Genomic DNA, 16,629 nt, shown 5'->3' on the forward strand with positions numbered 1-16,629 from the left:
ACACTGACCAACGGGCGCCCTTCGCCATGGTCGCGATCAGCACAAACATCGGACTCATTCATCTAGCCGGCCACTGCTCGTGCCGCCCTCACAGGGCCGGCAGGAAGCCGCCGCGGGTCGTGCCCGAGGAGAGCAGGGCGGACCAGTCGAGGGTCTCGGGCAGCCGGTCCAGGGACAGTACGACCGCTCCGCCCGCCGCCTCGGCGTCCGCGCACCAGTCGCCCATGTCGCCGGGGGCTCCCCGCGCGTCGATCACCGGGGCGGCGAGGGCGGGCACGACGAGGCCGTGGTCGCCGGGTCCGTCCACGACACACAGGGTGAGCCGGGGCGCGATGCTCCATCCCTCGCACACCGGCACCGCCCCGTCGGGCGCGGCCGGCACCGGCAGCGCGTCGTGGACGGGCGCCCCGGCCGGCAGCAGTACGGGCGTGGCCCCACGGACGAACAGGGTCTTCTCGGCATCCAGCAGCACGGACCCACACTCGCAGGACCGGCACCGGGCCCGGGAGGCGGGGCGACCGACGTGCGGGGCTCACGCCGGCGGAAACGCGCGGTTGCTTCCCCCTTTACTTCGCCCTTCCTGGGAACTCGGCAGGCGGATGCCGGTGGATCATGCCGGCGCAGACCGTGCCGTGGCGGGAGTGATGACCATGCCGGCCGAGAAGTCCGGGTCGTCCGCGGGTGGCGGCGGGCCGCCCGACGCCGAGGTGCGGCTGCGGCTGCGGGTCGGTGAGGCGCTGGCCGCCGCCGCGCGGGGTGCCGACGAGCCCCGGGCGGTACCCGGCGCGCTGTGCGCGGCGTGCGCGCGGCTGCTGCCGGTCACCGGTTCCTCGGTGTCGATCTCCGGCGGCAAGGGCGTCCGCATGACGTGGTGCGCCAGTGACCGGGTCGCGGCCCGGCTGGCGGAGTTGCAGTACACGGTGGGCGACGGCCCCTGCCAGACCGCCCTCGACCGGGGCGTCCCCGTCCTCGCCTGCGACCTCACCCAGGGCCCCGACCTCCGCCGCTGGCCGATCTTCGCGCACGAGGCGGTGGGTCTCGGCGTCCGGGCGGTGTTCTCGCTGCCGCTCGGCGTCAGCGGCGCCGCCATCGGCACCCTCGACCTGTACAGCGAGCAGGCGGGCGGGCTGGCCGAACCCGATCTGCGGGTCGCGTTGTGGGTGCGGGACGCGGTCACCCTGGCGCTGATGAACCTCCAGGCGGCCCGGTACGGCACCCCCGGCGGGGGCACCGACGAGGACACCGAGGGCGAGGTGGCGTCCTGGGTGGCGGCCTCCGAGGCCGGCCACACCGAGGTCTACCAGGCGGTCGGCATGGTGATGGTGCAGCTGGACGTGGACCCCGAGCAGGCCCTGGACCGGCTGCGGGCCCGCGCGTACGCCGACGGCCGCACGGTCAGCCAGGTGGCCCGGGAGGTCCTGACCCGCCGGCTGAGCTTCCGGCCGGAGACGGACGGCGGTGACCCGGCCCGTCCGTACGGCGATGACCCCCAGGGTCCTCTCGGAGAGTGACGGGCGTGACGTCCGCTGAGGCGGAAGGGGCGGGGTGCCCGTACGCCGACGAGGACGGGGCGTGCCCCTCACGCCTCCAGTGGCCCTCACGCCTCCAGCGGTACCGGATGCACCTCGTCCGCCCGGTGGCCGGCGCGCTCGTGGACGCGCTGGACGGCTTCCGCCGAGGGCGCTTCGGAGAGGCAGTAGACGACGCCGGACTCCGGGTCCGCCCAGGCGTGCTGGAAGTGCACGAACTCGTCCGCCTCGATGGCGAGGTCGGCCCGGTGCGCCTCCGTCAACTGGTCGGCCGTGATGCCCTCCATGCCACGGTGCACGTCGATGAACTTGGCCATGGCCCGACACCTCCTGCTGCCGGTTGTCCTTCCCACCCGCACCTTCCATGCTGCGCCCGGGGGAAGGGAGGGGCATCCGGTACGGCGGGGGCCGGTGTGAACAGGGCTCACACCGGCCCGGACGTGCCGTTCAGCCGCACTGGCAGGGGTTGCCCGACTGGCAGCCGCAGCCGCAGCCGGAGCCGCAGCCGCACGCGCCGAACAGCGGAAGGGTCCTGATCTCGGCGGGCTGCCCGGTCTCGCGCTCCTGCGTCGGGTCGGGCGTGGTGCTGGGGGATTCGGCCATGGGTCCCTCCTAGACCTGGGGCAGGGTGCCCTCGCCCATTTCATGCCCGTCGCGCCGGGCGCATCAACGGCGCACGGAGGCGTTCGCGGACCCGGGCCGCCCCGGCCGGAGGGGTTACGCCCCCTCGGCGCCCGTCACCGGCTGGATGTCCGGCTGCAACTCGTCGGCGTGCTCACCGGTCACCAGGTAGATCACGCGCTTGGCGACGGCCACGGCGTGGTCGGCGTACCGCTCGTAGTAGCGGCCCAGCAGGGTGACGTCCACGGCCGTCTCGATGCCGTGCTTCCAGCGCTCGTCGATCAGGTGCTGGAAGAGCGTGCGGTGCAGCAGGTCCATCTCGTCGTCGTCCTGCTCCAGCTGGAGGGCGAGGTCGACGTCCTTGGTCACGAGCACTTCGGCCGCCTTCGCCATCAGGCGCTGCGCGAGCTGGCCCATCTCCAGGATGGTGGCGTGCAGGTCGTGCGGCACGGCCCGGTTCGGGAAGCGCAGCCGCGCGAGCTTCGCCACGTGCTGGGCGAGGTCGCCGGAGCGCTCCAGGTCGGCGGACATCCGCAGCGACGTGACGACGATCCGCAGGTCCGTCGCCACCGGCTGCTGCCGGGCCAGCAGGGCTATCGCCCGGGCCTCCAGGTCGTGCTGGAGTTCGTCGACCTTCTTGTCGGCCTCGATCACGCTCTCGGCCAGCTTGAGGTCGGAGTCGAGGATGGCGGTCGTGGCGCGCCCGATCGCCGATCCGACCAGCCGGGCCATCTCCACCAGTCCGTCGCCGATCGAGTCCAGTTCCTCGTGGTACGCGTCCCGCATCAGGGTTCCCTCTCATCGGTGTGCTTGGTCCCCACGCTCCCACGTTCCGCCCCGCACCCGTCCGTTTCCGCCACCCCAAATGAACCAATACTGGCTGCAAGGTGAACTCTGGGCGACGAGTGTCCGAGGTCGCACGGTGACGGCTGTGGTCATGTCGTACCCCGTGCCTAACCTGGAGGCATGGACGTGAACGCGGCGGTCGCCGCAGCGGCAGCGATCGCCGGGGTGCTCACCGGTGTCATCGCCATGCTGGCGTTCCGCTGGAGCGAACGCGACCAGAAGCGACCGACCAGGACTTCCTTGCACACTGATCCCGTACTCCCGCCCGGCGTGGACACCGTACTGTCCGTGCTCCGCTCCTCCGCCGTCGTCCTCGACGAGGCCGATGCCGTGGTCAAGGCCAGCTCCGCCGCCTACGCCCTCGGGCTGGTCCGCGGCGGCAAGCTCTCCGTCGAGCCCATGCTCCAGATGGCCCGGGACACCAGACGGGACGGCGAGATAAGACAGGTCGAGCTGGACCTGCCCCGGCGCGGCACCGGCCGCGGCGAGGCCCTCGCCGTCTCCGCGCGCGTGGCCCCGCTCGGCTCCCGCCTGGTCCTGCTGCTGGTCGAGGACCTGACGGAGGCCCGCCGGATCGAGGCGGTGCGCCGTGACTTCGTGGCGAACGTCAGCCATGAGCTGAAGACGCCCGTCGGCGCGCTGTCCCTGCTCTCCGAGGCCGTGATGGACGCCTCCGACGACCCCGAGGCCGTGCAGCGCTTCGCCGGCCGGATGCAGATCGAGGCGACCCGCCTGACCAACCTGGTGCAGGAGCTGATCGACCTCTCCCGGGTGCAGAACGACGACCCGCTGGAGGACGCCGAGCCCGTCCGCGTGGACGAGCTGGTCGCCGAGGCCATGGACCGCTGCCGCCACCAGGCGGGCACGAAGCAGATCACGATGGCCTCGAACGTATGGGCGCCCGAAGGGCCCGATCAGGGCGGTGGCGGGCGACGGGCGGGTGGCACCGGGGACCTGCACGTGTGGGGGAACCGGGGCCAGCTGGCCGCCGCCCTGGGCAACCTGGTCGAGAACGCGGTCAACTACTCCCCGGCCCGCACCCGCGTCGGCATAGCCGCACGCCGGGTCAACGCGCCCGGCGGCGACATGATCGAGCTGGCGGTGACCGACCAGGGCATCGGCATCTCGGACAAGGACAAGGAGCGCATCTTCGAGCGCTTCTACCGGGTCGACCCGGCCCGCTCCCGGGCCACCGGCGGCACCGGTCTGGGTCTCGCCATCGTCAAGCACGTGGTCGCCTCGCACGGCGGGGAGGTCACGGTCTGGAGCGCCGAAGGCCAGGGCTCCACCTTCACCCTCAGGCTGCCGGAGGCGGGCGCGGCCCGCGACCGCGCACAGCAGCACCCCGACCTCGACGACGAGGCCGGCCCCACCGATCCACCCCCGTACGCATCGCTTCCCGCCCCGGAGGTCCTTCCGTGACCCGTGTGCTCGTCGTCGAGGACGAGGAGTCCTTCTCCGACGCCCTGTCGTACATGCTCCGCAAGGAGGGCTTCGAGGTCGCCGTCGCGGCGACCGGCCCTGACGGCCTGGACGAGTTCGAGCGCAACGGCGCCGACCTGGTCCTCCTCGACCTGATGCTGCCGGGCCTGCCCGGCACCGAGGTCTGCCGCCAGCTGCGCGGCCGTTCCAACGTCCCCGTGATCATGGTGACCGCCAAGGACAGCGAGATCGACAAGGTCGTCGGGCTCGAAATAGGAGCCGACGACTACGTCACCAAGCCGTTCTCCTCCCGCGAGCTGGTCGCCCGCATCCGCGCGGTGCTGCGCCGGCGCGGCGAGCCGGAGGAGGTCACCCCGGCCGCGCTGGAGGCGGGGCCGGTCCGCATGGACGTCGACCGGCACGTGGTCACGGTCGGCGGCTCCAAGGTCGACCTCCCGCTCAAGGAGTTCGACCTCCTGGAGATGCTGCTGCGCAACGCGGGCCGCGTGCTCACCCGCATGCAGCTCATCGACCGCGTCTGGGGCGCCGACTACGTGGGCGACACCAAGACCCTCGACGTCCACGTCAAGCGTCTGCGCGCCAAGATCGAACCGGACCCGGGCGCGCCGCGGTACCTGGTGACGGTGCGGGGTCTGGGCTACAAGTTCGAGCCGTAAACCGTAAACCGTAATCCGTAAGCGCTCGTGGATGGGCGAGCGCTCGTACGTATGCCGAAGGGCGGCACCCGCACGGGTACCGCCCTTCGGCATACGGCTGGTCAGTGGCCGGCGGCCGACGCCGACGCCGAGTCGTGCGGGGTGACGGCCGCACCGGACGCGGGGGCCGACGGGCTCGTCCCGTGGCCGCTTGCCGGCTTGCCGCTGCCGGACGCGCTCGCGCTGCCGGACGGGGTGGCCGTGGCGCCGCCGGCGCCGGCCGGGGCGGACGGGACCTGGCTCGGGCCCCACTCGTCGAAGTAGCTGGTGGCCGGGACGACGAAGGCGCGCAGGCTCACCTTGCCGGTCTTGCTGAAGGTGAAGGTGATCTTCTGGGCGTTGCCGTCCTGGACGGCCTCACGGCCGCTGGGCAGCGTCGCGGACGCGTTGTCCTTGCCGCCGAGGATCAGCGAGCCGTGCGCGGGAACGGTCAGGCTCTGGCCCTTGGCGGGCTTCAGCTCGGCGGACGTCCCGCTGCCGTCCAGGGTGATCGACTGGAGGGTCTGGTCGGTGCGCCCGGAGTTGAACAGGGTCGCGGAGATCACCGCGGGGCCCGTCGACTGGAGGTCGGGCTGGGTGATGACCAGAGCGTTCTGGACCTTGATGTCGCCCACACTGGTCGCCGCGTTGTCCGGCTTGACCTCCAGGGTCTGGGCGTTGTTTCCGGCGCCGCAGGCGGCGAGCGAGGCGATCGAGAAGACGATGGCGGAGGCGGCGAGGGCGCCGCGTCGAAGGCTGCTGCTCACGGCGGCGGCAACTCCTTGAACGCGCGGGCGGCTCCCCTTGTAAAGCCGCCCTAAGTGTCTGTCAGCGGCTTCAGGCTACCGAGCCGTTCCGGCGGCGTCGCACCCGACCCTCCCCCTGGCCCCGGGCTTCCCTCCGGCTGGGGGTACTCCGCGCGGCCCACGCGGCTCCGCGGTGACATTGCGGAGCCACTGGTCTGTCATTCACATAACGCGACGGCGACCCCCTCTCGGCCCCTCACAACGACGCCCGCAAAATGTCCGTGAAGGAATGTGCGAGCTGTCCCAATATTGATCACGGAGCACCCCTCCGGCAGCCGTTGATCAATTCCGGATTCGTCTCGCATCCGGCCATGGCCACCGAACGGAGTAGCGGAAGTCGCACGCTTGAGGCCGGACAAATCAGGATGTTCCGCCACTTGGAACGACCTCCCGGGGCGTGTGACGTACGCGTTTCACCTCGCCCGGAGAGCCCCTCCGACCTGCGAATACCCGGTTCCGGAGGCTCCCCGCAGCACGTTCCGGTTGCTGTTGTCAAGCCCTGAGATATGCCCTGACCTGCGAAAACGCCATTCAGAAGACGCCGTATCCGTGTTACCCTGGATAGCCACGGAAGGGGTACCTGTCACATGACGTTCAAGGTTGGCGACACCGTGGTCTATCCCCATCACGGGGCCGCGCTGATCGAGGCCATCGAAACTCGCCAGATCAAAGGCGTGGACAAGACCTACTTGGTGCTGAAGGTCGCCCAGGGTGACCTGACGGTGCGTGTGCCAGCGGACAATGCGGAGTTCGTCGGCGTGCGTGATGTGGTCGGTCAGGACGGGCTGGACCGGGTCTTCGAGGTGCTGCGCGCGCCGTACGCCGAGGAGCCCACGAACTGGTCCCGTCGCTACAAGGCAAACCTGGAGAAGCTCGCCTCCGGCGATGTCATCAAGGTCGCGGAAGTCGTGCGTGACCTGTGGCGTCGCGAGCGCGAGCGTGGACTGTCCGCCGGTGAGAAGCGCATGCTCGCCAAGGCCCGCCAGATCCTGGTGAGCGAGCTGGCTCTCGCGGAGAACACGAACGAGGACAAGGCCGAGGCCCTGCTCGACGAGGTGCTCGCCTCCTGACGCGCAACGGCGGCGAACCTTCGCTTCCGGCACGCTCAGCACACTGAAATGCCGCGGTGCCCGATGACACTGATCCTGTCGCCGGGCGCTGCGGCATGTTGCGTCCCCGCAGCGGGTGCTCCTCGGCAAGCCTGTGGACCAGCCCCCGACACGCGATCCCCCGATAATCGATTCCCGGTCGATACTCGATCCCCCGGTACCCGCAGTGCCGGTACTCGATGTGCCGCCCGGGCGGATGGCTCGACCAGGGTCACGGAAAGGGTCCGGTCAAGGCGTCGCGCCCGCACTCCTCCAGGCCATACCCACCTAGGTCGAGCACACAAACCTGACAGGAACCGATGTCTGACGAATCGCGCCCCACGCCCGCGCAGACCCCCGTCGCCGCCGTGATTCCGGCCGCCGGCCGGGGCGTACGGCTCGGTCCGGGCGCCCCCAAGGCGCTCCGCGCGCTGAACGGCACACCCATGCTCATCCACGCGGTCCGCGCCCTCGCCGCGTCCCGCCATGTCTCGCTGGTGGTCGTCGTGGCCCCGCCGGACGGCGCCGCCGAGGTCAAGTCCCTGCTCGACGCGCACGCGCTGCCGGAGAGGACGGACTTCCAGGTCGTCCCCGGCGGCCAGTCGCGCCAGGAGTCGGTCCGGATCGGCCTGGACGCCCTGCCGCCGCACTACCGGATCGTCCTCGTCCACGACGCGGCCCGGCCGCTGGTCCCGGTCGACACGGTGGACGCGGTCATCGAGGCCGTACGCGACGGCGCCCCCGCCGTGGTGCCCGCGCTGCCGCTGGCCGACACGGTCAAGGAGGTCGAGCCCGCGGCCGTGGCCGACGACCCGGAACCGGTCGTCGCCACCCCTGACCGGGCCCGGCTGCGGGCCGTCCAGACCCCGCAGGGCTTCGACCGGTCGACCCTGGTCCGCGCCCACGAGAGCGTCACCGAGAACGTCACCGACGACGCGAGCATGGTGGAGCAGCTGGGGCTGCCCGTCGTGGCCGTCCCCGGCCACGAGGAGGCGTTCAAGGTCACCCGCCCCCTCGACCTGATCCTCGCCGAGGCGGTCCTGGCCCGCAGGAGGCTGACCGATGGCTTCTGAGGCCGGCTTCGTGCTTCCCCAGGTCGGCATCGGCACCGACATCCACGCCTTCGAGGAGGGCCGCGAGCTGTGGTGCGCGGGCCTGAAGTGGGAGGGCGAGGGGCCCGGCCTGGCCGGCCACTCCGACGCCGACGTCGTCGCCCACGCGGCCTGCAACGCCCTCTTCTCCGCCGCCGGGCTCGGTGACCTGGGGCAGCACTTCGGCACCGGCCGCCCCGAGTGGTCCGGCGCGTCCGGGGTCACCCTGCTCACCGAGGCCGCCCGGATCGTGCGCGCGGCGGGCTTCACCGTCGGCAACGTCGCCGTCCAGGTGATCGGGCCCCGCCCGAAGATCGGCAAGCGGCGCGACGAGGCGCAGAAGATCCTCTCCGAGGCGGCCGGCGCGCCCGTGTCGGTCTCCGGCGCCACGACGGACGGGCTGGGCTTCCCGGGCCGCGAGGAGGGGCTGATGGCGGTGGCCACGGCACTCGTGGTGCGCGTGAGCTGACGGCGTGGCAGGGTACCCACACGACCACCAGTGATCGTGTACTCCGGAGGGGTGCCCATGTCCGCCGTACTGTCCGACCGCCTGAAGTCCGTGCTCGACGGCAAGGTGTTCGTCGTCTTCGGCACCGTCCAGCCCGACGGCAGCCCGCAGATGTCCCCGGTCTGGGTGAAGCGCGACGGCGACGACCTCCTGGTCTCCACGACGGTCGACCGCCGCAAGTACCACAACCTGGAGCGCGAGCCCCGGGTGACGGTCGTCGTCCTCAACCCCGACGAGCCCTACGAGTACGCCGAGATCCGCGGCACCGCCGAGACCACGACCGAGGGCGGCCGGGAACTCATCGACGAACTCAGCCGCAAGTACACCGGCAAGGACTACGCCGACTTCAACCCGGCGTCGGGCCAGGACGCCGAGCGGGTGGTGGTGCGGATCCGGCCGCGGAAGGTGGTCGGGCGGTTGTGACGGCGGCCGGGGGCGGTCGGTGAGGGTTGTGCCGGCCGTGGAAGGCGGTTGTGCGGTGGGGACTGCGCCGCCCGCGGGCGGAGCCCGCTGTCGGGTGCGGTAACCCGGCGTCGGGCCAGGACGCCGAGCGGGTGGTGGTGCGGATCCGGCCGCGGAAGGTGGTCGGGCGGTTGTAGAGGTGAGGGCTGGGCCTGCCGTGGACGGTGGCGGGGCCCGGCCCCGCGGCGAGGCGGCTTCCTGGTGGGAAGGCGCATGGCACTGCCCGGGGCCCACTACTCTGGAGTGGTGACTATTCGCCTGTACGACACCAGCGCCCGGCAGATCCGTGACTTCACCCCGCTCAAGCCGGGCTGCGTCTCGATCTACCTCTGTGGCGCCACCGTGCAGGCGGCACCGCACATCGGCCACATCCGCTCGGGCCTCAACTTCGACATCATGCGCCGCTGGTTCGCGTACCGCGGCTACGAGGTGACGTTCATCCGCAACGTCACCGACATCGACGACAAGATCATCACCAAGAGCCGCGAGCAGAACCGGCCCTGGTGGTCGATCGGGTACGAGAACGAGCGCGCGTTCAACGAGGGCTACGCCGCCCTCGGCTGCCTCCCGCCGACCTACGAGCCCCGCGCCACCGGCCACATCACCGAGATGGTCGAGATGATGCGGGGCCTCATCGAGCGCGGGCACGCCTACGAGGCCGACGGCAACGTCTACTTCGACGTACGGTCCTTCCCGCACTACCTGGAGCTGTCCCGGCAGGAGCTGGACAACCTGCTCCAGCCGTCCGGCGAGGGCGAGACCGGCAAGCGGGACCCGCGTGACTTCGCCATGTGGAAGGCGGCGAAGCCGGGCGAGCCGACCTGGCCGACCCCCTGGGGACCGGGCCGCCCCGGCTGGCACCTGGAGTGCTCCGCCATGGCGCACAAGTACCTGGGCAGCGCCTTCGACATCCACGGCGGCGGCCTCGACCTGATCTTCCCGCACCACGAGAACGAGATCGCCCAGGCCAAGGCCTACGGCGACGACTTCGCCCGGTACTGGGTGCACAACGCCTGGGTGACCATGGCCGGCGACAAGATGTCCAAGTCGCTCGGCAACAGCGTCCTGGTCGGCGAGATGGTCAAGCGGTGGCGGCCCGTCGTGCTGCGCTACTACCTGGGCACCCCGCACTACCGCTCGATGATCGAGTACAGCGAGGAGTCCCTGCGCGAGGCCGAGTCCGCGTTCGGGCGGATCGAGGGCTTCGTGCAGCGGGTCACCGAGCTGGCCGGCAAGACGGTCGAGCCGGCCGCCGAGGTCCCGCCCGCCTTCGCCGAGGCGATGGACGACGACCTGGGCGTCCCGCAGGCCCTCGCCGTCGTGCACACCACCGTCCGGCAGGGCAACAGCGCGCTGGCCGCCGACGACAAGGAGGCCGCCGTCGCCCGGCTCGCCGAGGTGCGGGCCATGCTCGGCGTCCTCGGCCTCGACCCGCTCGACCCGCACTGGGTAGGCGAGGGCGGCGACCGGGGCGAGGACCTGAACGGCGTGGTCGACAGCCTCGTACGCCTCGTCCTGGACCAGCGCGAGTCCGCCCGCGCCCGCAAGGACTGGGCCACCGCCGACGCCATCCGCGACCAGCTCGGCCAGGCCGGGCTGGCCATCGAGGACAGCCCGCAGGGCCCGCGCTGGAGCCTCGGCCCGCGCTAGCGCCCGCTTGATCGATTGTGCCGCCCGGCCCTCCGGGCGGCACACTGCATAAGACGTACGTACGAAAGCTCACGAAGACAGGTAGGTCATGGCCGCGAACAACCGTCGCATGTCCGGCAAGAAGGGCGCGCAGGTCGGCAGTGGCGGCCAGCGGCGCCGGGGCCTGGAGGGCAAGGGTCCGACCCCGCCCGCCGAGATGCGCAAGGGGCACGCCAAGCAGCGCGCCGCGGCGGCCAAGGCCCGCCGCGTGCAGGGCCGCTCGCAGCAGCGCCGGGGTGGCGGCAGGTCCACCTCCGAGCTGGTGGTGGGCCGCAACCCGGTCGTCGAGGCGCTCCGCGAGGGCGTCCCGGCTTCCACCCTCTACGTCCAGCAGTTCATCGACAACGACGAGCGCGTCCGCGAGGCCCTCCAGCTCGTCGCCGAGCGCGGTGGCATCAACCTCATGGAGGCCCCGCGTCCCGAGCTGGACCGCATGACGAACGGCCTCAACCACCAGGGCCTGGTCCTCCAGGTCCCGCCGTACGAGTACGCGCATCCGGAGGACCTGCTCGACGCCGCGGCCGACGAGGGCGAGGACCCGCTGGTCGTGGCCCTGGACGGGGTCACCGACCCGCGCAACCTCGGCGCCGTCGTCCGTTCCGTCTCCGCCTTCGGCGGCCACGGCGTGGTCGTGCCCGAGCGCCGCTCGGCCGGCATGACCGCCGGCGCCTGGAAGACCTCCGCCGGTACGGCCGCCCGTACGCCGGTCGCCCGCGCCACCAACCTCACCCGGACCCTGGAGGCCTACAAGAAGGCCGGCCTCACGGTGGTCGGCCTGGCGGCGGACGGCGAGGTCGAACTCGGTGACCTCGAGGCCCTGGGGGGCCCGGTCGCCATCGTGGTCGGCAGCGAGGGCAAGGGCCTGTCCCGCCTGGTCGGCGAGACCTGCGACTTCCGCGTCCGCATCCCGATGCCGGGCGGTGCCGAGTCGCTCAACGCGGGTGTGGCCGCCGGGATCGTGCTGTACGAGGCCGCCCGCAGGCGGAGCTGAACAACCGTCCGGGCGGGCCTGAACGCCCGTCCGGAAGTTCACCCTCGCGGGGTAATTCGGGCGGCCATATGGCGCTCGGGGCCGCTTTGACGGGGTCCGGACACATCCGGGCGGTCAAAGCAGTGTCCTAACGCCACGTCACTCGGTTAGATGAGTGTGGACACCAGAACACCCCGCACACCCACGGGGGACCGTTCGTCGGGCTTCGACGACGCTCCCGCGCTGAGCATGGTGAAGGTGCCGAGCGATCCGGCGCAGGTCATCGTCAATCACGCCAGCTTCCGCGTGCAGCTGGGCGCGGCGGCCAGGCGCACCCAATCCCCGCGGATCGCCCGGCATCTGAGCGCCGCCCAGGACACCGCCCGGATGCCCGTCGTGGGCACGGCGGGCCGGGCCGGCTCCACCGGCCGCCGCCGCCCCGTCGTGTGGAGCGGCAAGTCCGCCCCCGACGACACCGGCGCCCACCGGCTCCTCCAGGCCGTGCGGGGCAGCAGCGTCCGCCACGCCGACGAGCCCGAGGCCGGCGCCACCCAGGTCATCCCGCGCGTCCAGACGGGCTACGCCGACACCTACGACGAACGCGACCTGACCGTCGAGACCCCCGTCGTCGGCCACCAGCGCACCGCCCCCGGCGCCGACGGCACCCGCCTCCTGCCGCACATGCGCACGGCCACCGGCGCCTACGACGACCCCGCCTACCCTCCCTACCCCGACGACCACGAGCCGTACGACACCTACCCGGCCGACACCGACCCCGGCACCGACCTCGCCGCGGACGCCGACGCCCCGCGCCGCGCCAGGCGCCAGGGCGACGACCCGGCCCGGCACGCCTACTACCCCGGCCGCCGGCTCAACCTCGGCGTCGTCCTCCTCCCGCTGCGCATCTTCCTCGGCTTCATCTCCATCTACGCCGGCATGGGCAAGCTGTGCGACCCCGTCTACTTCGACGGCGGCAAGCGCGGCTCCATGGTCACCTGGCTCAACACGCTGCACCCCTGGGACGTCGCCGAGCCGCTGCGCCAGTTCGCCCTGCACCACCCGGTCGGCTCCGGCCTGGTCATCGCCTTCCTCCAGGTCGTCGTCGGCGTCCTGACGATCCTGGGCTGCTGGCAGCGCGTCGCCGCGGTCGTCGGCGCGATGCTCTCCGCCGCCCTGATCGTCACCGTCAGCTGGAAGACCGTCCCGGTCTACGACGCCCCGGACATCATCTACCTCGCCGCCTGGTCCCCGCTGATCATCGCGGGCGCCCCCGTCTACTCCGTGGACGGCCGGCTCGCGGGCGGCGCCTGGCGCCGCCTCGGCCCCCGCGCCGACATCTGGGAGCTGCGCCGCTACGTCCTGCGCCGCGGCGCGCTGATCACGGCCGTCACGGTCGGTCTGACCCTGTTCATCGGCTCCCTGCTGGGCGGTGCGGTCCGCGACTCCAGCCGCGTGGTCGTCCCCGGCCCCGGCGAGGCGCCCCGCAACCAGCTCCCCGGCTCCCCGCTCCCGCAGGAGCCCGGCACGCGGCACAAGAGGACCCCGGCGGCGTCCAGCTCCCCGACCGGCGGCGCCACGGCCGACGCGAGCCCCTCGGGGGCGGCGACGACCCCGGGCGCGAGCCGGGCCACCTCCGGCGGTACCACCACGGCCCCGACCCAGACCCAGGGCACCACGGGCCAGGTCCCGCCCCGCCAGACGTCCCCGACGACGGGTGGCGCGCCCAGCACGACGGCGGGCCCGACGAGCACGGGCGGCGGCGGCGCGAGCACCGGTGGCTCGACGACGGGCGGCGGCACGTCCACAGGCGGCGGCAGCAGTACGTCCACGGGACAGCCGGGCCTGGTGGGCGGCCTGCTGGGCTGACGGAACAGCGCAGGGCCCCGTACCGGGAGCGGTACGGGGCCCTCTTCGATCTCGGGGACCCGGGGGCCGGTGGACCCGCCCAGGGGCCCGGGGACCTGTCAGCGACCGAGCGCCGCCAGTTCCTTGGCCGCCTCCGTCAGGTCCTTCGCCGTGTCGATGGCCCGCCAGTACGCGCCCTGCGGAATGGGGAACCCGGCCAGCTTCTTCTCCCGGGCCAGCCGGGGGAACGTGGTCCGCTCGTGGTCCCCCCGCTCGGGCAGCAGGGAGGCGAACTCCGGCGAGAACACGTAGACACCCGCGTTGATCTCGAACGTCGACGGCGGTGCCTCGATGAAGTCGGTGATGTGCCCGAACCCGTCGGTCTTCACGGCTCCCCACGGGAGCCGCGGCCGGGCGAGCGCCAGCGTGGCCACGGCGTCCCGCTCGGCGTGGAAGTCGGCCATGTCCCGCAGGGAGAACCGCGTCCAGATGTCACCGTTCGTGGCGTACCAGGACCGGTCGGGATGGGGCAGCCGGGCCGCCGCGTACCGCAGGCCGCCGCCGCGGCCGAGGGGCTCGCTCTCCACGACGGTGGTGACGGAGACGGGAAGGTCGGCCGAGTCCAGCCACTTCTCCAGGACGTCGGCGAGGTGGCCGCAGGAGACCACGACGTCCGTTACACCTTCCTCGGCCAGCCAGGTCAGCTGGTGGCCGATGATCGGAGTGCCCGTACCGGGGATCTCGACCATCGGCTTGGGCCGGTCGTCGGTGTACGGACGCAGCCGGGAGCCCTGGCCACCGGCCAGGACCACGGCTTGTGTGGGGCGCGACGCGGCGTTCGGATGGGTCATGACCGCACTGTACGTGGCACCCCACCGCGGTGCGCCGGGGGCAACCCGCTCCTTGAGGAGCCGTTACCCGGTTCACACCGGCAGCCCGCTGTCGCCGGGGCTCAGCTGTGCGCGGCCAGGACGCCCGAGGCGAAGGCCGTGTCGCACACCGGGCGGGCGTACGACTGGGCGCGCGAGGCGCCGTAGAGGTGCACCGCGGCCCTGCCGAGGGCGCGGGCGATGGAGGAGCAGTGCCGGGCCAGCGAGGGGCGGCCGTTGACGGCCTGCTGGAGGTGGGTGAGGACCGCCCCCGGGTTCTTGTGCTGCAACTCGGTCATCAGCTGGTCGCGGAGCACGTCCTGCGGGGCGCGGGTGACCTTCTTGGCGGAGACCTCCACCGACGACACGTCGGAGGCGGCCAGCACCGAGCTGGAGGGGCTCCCCGTCCAGTTGACCCGGGTGACCGCGAGGGTCCCGGAGAGCACCAGGACGACGGGCAGGACGAGGGCGAGAGTGCGGCCGATCCGGCGGGCAGGGCCGCCCCGGTGGCCGCGTCGTGTCTGTGGGGTGGTGGAGTGCTTCACGCGTGTGAGGGTAGCGCCCCGTGATGATGCGGAGACAATGAGTCACTCTTATGGGGGATGAGAAGGCGCTGATTTCCGGGTAACGGGTTGACGGAGCGCCCCACGGCAAGATCCACGACGGGGCGGCGTGGCGGGACCCGGCGACGAGACGACGGGAAGGGCCCCGCACGCCGAGCGCGCGGGGCCCTTCCGATGCCGTCGGCCGTCAGTCGGTCAGCCGCTCGCCGGTGGAGGTGGAGAACACGTGGGTCTCGCCCGGCCGCGGCACGACGTGCAGCGTGGAGCCCTTCTCGGGCACCTGACGGCCGTTGACACGGACGACCAGGTCCTTGACCTCGCCGCCGACCTCGGCGGTGCCGTAGACGTAGCCGTCGGCACCCAGCTCCTCGACGACATTCACGGAGACGGCGAGGCCGGCCGGGGCGTCGGAGGCGTCCTTGGACAGGGAGGCGGCGACGGAGCCGTTGTGCTCGACCACGTCGAAGTGCTCGGGGCGCACGCCCACGGTCACCGTGCGGTCGCCCTTGTCGGCGGCGGCCTTCAGGGCGTCCCGGTTGACCGGGACGACGCTGTTGCCGAACTTCACGCCGCCGTCGGTGATCGGGACCTCGATCAGGTTCATCGCGGGGGAGCCGATGAAGCCGGCGACGAAGAGGTTCGCGGGCTTGTCGTACATGTTCCGCGGCGAGTCGACCTGCTGGAGGATGCCGTCCTTGAGCACGGCCACGCGGTCGCCCATCGTCATGGCCTCGACCTGGTCGTGGGTGACGTAGACGGTGGTGATGCCGAGGCGGCGCTGGAGGGACGCGATCTGCGTACGGGTGGAGACGCGGAGCTTGGCGTCCAGGTTGGACAGCGGCTCGTCCATGAGGAAGACCTGCGGCTCGCGGACGATCGCGCGGCCCATGGCGACACGCTGGCGCTGACCGCCGGAGAGCGCCTTCGGCTTGCGGTCCAGGTACTCGGTGAGGTCGAGGATCTTGGCGGCCTCCTCGACCTTCTGCCGGATCTCCGCCTTGTTCACACCGGCGATCTTGAGCGCGAAGCCCATGTTGTCGGCGACCGTCATGTGCGGGTAGAGGGCGTAGTTCTGGAACACCATGGCGATGTCCCGGTCCTTGGGCGGCAGGTGCGTGACGTCGCGGTCGCCGATGCGGATGGCGCCGCCGTTGACGTCCTCCAGACCCGCGAGCATCCGCAGGGAGGTGGACTTTCCGCAACCGGACGGGCCGACCAGGACGAGGAACTCGCCGTCCTCGATCGCGATGTCGAGTGCGTCGACGGCGGGCTTGGTGGAACCCGGGTAGATGCGGGTCGCCTTGTCGAACGTGACTGTGGCCATGGTGAATGGGCCCCCTTCTACCGGCAGGAACGTGCCGGACGATCCGTTGTAGGAAGGTGGTTGGTGTAGTCCACGCGAGTGAACTGGGTCAGGACAGTACCTGGCGTTCATTCGATCTGTCAGTAGCCCGGCCCATGTGAACTTCGCGGAAATTCTCGACGGGACGGCCCCGAGACCTGGGTACACTGCACGGGCACCCAGGTGCACGCCTCCTTAGCTCAGCTGGTCAGAGCGCCGCTCTTGTAAAGCGAAGGTCGTCGGTTCGAATCCGACAGGGGGCTCTCGAAAACAAGCGCTGACC

18 protein-coding genes and 1 tRNA gene are annotated in these 16,629 nt (G+C 71.8%); 11 read left to right on the forward strand and 8 right to left on the reverse strand.

Annotated features, from left to right (window positions below):
• Positions 1 to 88: 88 nt before the first annotated feature.
• Entirely contained in the window at positions 89 to 472 is a 384-nt protein-coding gene (locus IE294_RS10740) for a hypothetical protein (protein WP_189884727.1), read from the reverse strand.
• A 178-nt stretch (positions 473 to 650) separates the two neighbouring features.
• Here IE294_RS10740 and IE294_RS10745 point away from each other — a divergent pair, with 178 nt between their 5' ends.
• Positions 651 to 1,511: a GAF and ANTAR domain-containing protein gene (locus IE294_RS10745; protein WP_229917125.1), complete on the forward strand. Its 861-nt coding sequence runs from the start codon at positions 651 to 653 to the stop codon at positions 1,509 to 1,511.
• An 86-nt stretch (positions 1,512 to 1,597) separates the two neighbouring features.
• Here IE294_RS10745 and IE294_RS10750 read toward each other — a convergent pair whose 3' ends face one another.
• The 3 genes from IE294_RS10750 to phoU form a co-directional block, all read right to left on the reverse strand.
• Positions 1,598 to 1,846: an SCO4226 family nickel-binding protein gene (locus tag IE294_RS10750; RefSeq protein ID WP_189884729.1), complete on the reverse strand. Its 249-nt coding sequence runs from the start codon at positions 1,844 to 1,846 to the stop codon at positions 1,598 to 1,600.
• Positions 1,847 to 1,976: 130 nt separating this feature from the next.
• Positions 1,977 to 2,132 carry a hypothetical protein gene (locus tag IE294_RS10755; RefSeq protein ID WP_014673458.1) on the reverse strand — a complete coding sequence of 52 codons (156 nt, stop codon included), beginning with the start codon at positions 2,130 to 2,132 and terminating at the stop codon, positions 1,977 to 1,979.
• Between the two features lie 114 nt (positions 2,133 to 2,246).
• A complete protein-coding gene (gene phoU / locus IE294_RS10760; RefSeq protein ID WP_189884731.1) occupies positions 2,247 to 2,936 on the reverse strand; it encodes a phosphate signaling complex protein PhoU in 690 nt (229 codons plus the stop codon).
• Positions 2,937 to 3,116: 180 nt separating this feature from the next.
• On the opposite strand from phoU, the gene phoR reads away from it, so the two are divergent.
• Positions 3,117 to 4,418, forward strand: coding sequence for a two-component system sensor histidine kinase PhoR (phoR, locus tag IE294_RS10765; RefSeq protein ID WP_189884733.1), 1,302 nt, complete (start codon positions 3,117 to 3,119; stop codon positions 4,416 to 4,418).
• On the forward strand, positions 4,415 to 5,095 hold the full coding sequence (gene phoP / locus IE294_RS10770; RefSeq protein ID WP_014673455.1) for a two-component system response regulator PhoP: 681 nt from the start codon (positions 4,415 to 4,417) through the stop codon (positions 5,093 to 5,095). The genes phoR and phoP overlap by 4 nt, the downstream gene beginning before the upstream one ends.
• 101 nt (positions 5,096 to 5,196) lie before the next feature.
• Here phoP and IE294_RS10775 read toward each other — a convergent pair whose 3' ends face one another.
• A complete protein-coding gene (locus tag IE294_RS10775; protein ID WP_189884735.1) occupies positions 5,197 to 5,880 on the reverse strand; it encodes a copper chaperone PCu(A)C domain-containing protein in 684 nt (227 codons plus the stop codon).
• A 626-nt stretch (positions 5,881 to 6,506) separates the two neighbouring features.
• Here IE294_RS10775 and IE294_RS10780 point away from each other — a divergent pair.
• The 7 genes from IE294_RS10780 (at position 6,507) to IE294_RS10810 (ending at position 13,593) form a co-directional block, all read left to right on the forward strand.
• Positions 6,507 to 6,989, forward strand: a complete 483-nt coding sequence (locus IE294_RS10780; RefSeq protein ID WP_003953493.1) for a CarD family transcriptional regulator — start codon at positions 6,507 to 6,509, stop codon at positions 6,987 to 6,989.
• 338 nt (positions 6,990 to 7,327) lie between these two features.
• Positions 7,328 to 8,080 carry a 2-C-methyl-D-erythritol 4-phosphate cytidylyltransferase gene (gene ispD / locus IE294_RS10785; RefSeq protein WP_189884738.1) on the forward strand — a complete coding sequence of 251 codons (753 nt, stop codon included), beginning with the start codon at positions 7,328 to 7,330 and terminating at the stop codon, positions 8,078 to 8,080.
• Positions 8,070 to 8,567 carry a 2-C-methyl-D-erythritol 2,4-cyclodiphosphate synthase gene (ispF, locus tag IE294_RS10790; RefSeq protein ID WP_058080988.1) on the forward strand — a complete coding sequence of 166 codons (498 nt, stop codon included), beginning with the start codon at positions 8,070 to 8,072 and terminating at the stop codon, positions 8,565 to 8,567. The genes ispD and ispF overlap by 11 nt, the downstream gene beginning before the upstream one ends.
• 57 nt (positions 8,568 to 8,624) lie before the next feature.
• A complete protein-coding gene (locus IE294_RS10795) occupies positions 8,625 to 9,029 on the forward strand; it encodes a PPOX class F420-dependent oxidoreductase (protein ID WP_189884740.1) in 405 nt (134 codons plus the stop codon).
• Between the two features lie 285 nt (positions 9,030 to 9,314).
• Positions 9,315 to 10,718 (forward strand): cysteine--tRNA ligase, encoded by a 1,404-nt coding sequence (cysS, locus tag IE294_RS10800; RefSeq protein ID WP_189884742.1) that lies wholly within the window; start codon positions 9,315 to 9,317, stop codon positions 10,716 to 10,718.
• Between the two features lie 88 nt (positions 10,719 to 10,806).
• On the forward strand, positions 10,807 to 11,748 hold the full coding sequence (gene rlmB / locus IE294_RS10805; RefSeq protein ID WP_189884744.1) for a 23S rRNA (guanosine(2251)-2'-O)-methyltransferase RlmB: 942 nt from the start codon (positions 10,807 to 10,809) through the stop codon (positions 11,746 to 11,748).
• A gap of 150 nt (positions 11,749 to 11,898) precedes the next feature.
• The gene (locus IE294_RS10810) at positions 11,899 to 13,593 is read left to right on the forward strand and encodes a DoxX family protein (RefSeq protein ID WP_189884746.1); all 1,695 of its coding nucleotides are present in this window, start codon (positions 11,899 to 11,901) and stop codon (positions 13,591 to 13,593) included.
• Between the two features lie 98 nt (positions 13,594 to 13,691).
• Here IE294_RS10810 and IE294_RS10815 read toward each other — a convergent pair whose 3' ends face one another.
• From IE294_RS10815 to IE294_RS10825, 3 genes are all read right to left on the reverse strand, one after another.
• Complete coding sequence (locus IE294_RS10815; protein WP_189884748.1) at positions 13,692 to 14,423, reverse strand: nucleotidyltransferase family protein; 732 nt, start codon at positions 14,421 to 14,423, stop codon at positions 13,692 to 13,694.
• A gap of 101 nt (positions 14,424 to 14,524) precedes the next feature.
• Entirely contained in the window at positions 14,525 to 14,986 is a 462-nt protein-coding gene (locus IE294_RS10820) for a hypothetical protein (RefSeq protein ID WP_189884750.1), read from the reverse strand.
• A gap of 205 nt (positions 14,987 to 15,191) precedes the next feature.
• On the reverse strand, positions 15,192 to 16,328 hold the full coding sequence (locus tag IE294_RS10825; protein ID WP_189884753.1) for an ABC transporter ATP-binding protein: 1,137 nt from the start codon (positions 16,326 to 16,328) through the stop codon (positions 15,192 to 15,194).
• 207 nt (positions 16,329 to 16,535) lie between these two features.
• Here IE294_RS10825 and IE294_RS10830 point away from each other — a divergent pair.
• A tRNA-Thr gene (locus IE294_RS10830) sits at positions 16,536 to 16,609 on the forward strand.
• The last annotated feature ends 20 nt before the right edge of the window (positions 16,610 to 16,629 follow it).

The sequence above is a fragment of the Streptomyces canarius genome (assembly GCF_014650735.1).
GTDB classification, from domain to species: domain Bacteria; phylum Actinomycetota; class Actinomycetes; order Streptomycetales; family Streptomycetaceae; genus Streptomyces; species Streptomyces olivaceoviridis.

Coding starts and splice junctions, on each gene's coding strand:
- IE294_RS10755 (WP_014673458.1), bottom strand. CDS start 2,132: ATGGCCGAATCCCCCAGCACCACGCCCGACCCGACGCAGGAGCGCGAG.
- phoU (WP_189884731.1), bottom strand. CDS start 2,936: ATGCGGGACGCGTACCACGAGGAACTGGACTCGATCGGCGACGGACTG.
- IE294_RS10780 (WP_003953493.1), top strand. CDS start 6,507: ATGACGTTCAAGGTTGGCGACACCGTGGTCTATCCCCATCACGGGGCC.
- IE294_RS10750 (WP_189884729.1), bottom strand. CDS start 1,846: ATGGCCAAGTTCATCGACGTGCACCGTGGCATGGAGGGCATCACGGCC.
- IE294_RS10825 (WP_189884753.1), bottom strand. CDS start 16,328: ATGGCCACAGTCACGTTCGACAAGGCGACCCGCATCTACCCGGGTTCC.
- ispD (WP_189884738.1), top strand. CDS start 7,328: ATGTCTGACGAATCGCGCCCCACGCCCGCGCAGACCCCCGTCGCCGCC.
- IE294_RS10810 (WP_189884746.1), top strand. CDS start 11,899: ATGAGTGTGGACACCAGAACACCCCGCACACCCACGGGGGACCGTTCG.
- ispF (WP_058080988.1), top strand. CDS start 8,070: ATGGCTTCTGAGGCCGGCTTCGTGCTTCCCCAGGTCGGCATCGGCACC.
- IE294_RS10745 (WP_229917125.1), top strand. CDS start 651: ATGCCGGCCGAGAAGTCCGGGTCGTCCGCGGGTGGCGGCGGGCCGCCC.
- IE294_RS10815 (WP_189884748.1), bottom strand. CDS start 14,423: ATGACCCATCCGAACGCCGCGTCGCGCCCCACACAAGCCGTGGTCCTG.
- rlmB (WP_189884744.1), top strand. CDS start 10,807: ATGGCCGCGAACAACCGTCGCATGTCCGGCAAGAAGGGCGCGCAGGTC.
- IE294_RS10795 (WP_189884740.1), top strand. CDS start 8,625: ATGTCCGCCGTACTGTCCGACCGCCTGAAGTCCGTGCTCGACGGCAAG.
- phoR (WP_189884733.1), top strand. CDS start 3,117: ATGGACGTGAACGCGGCGGTCGCCGCAGCGGCAGCGATCGCCGGGGTG.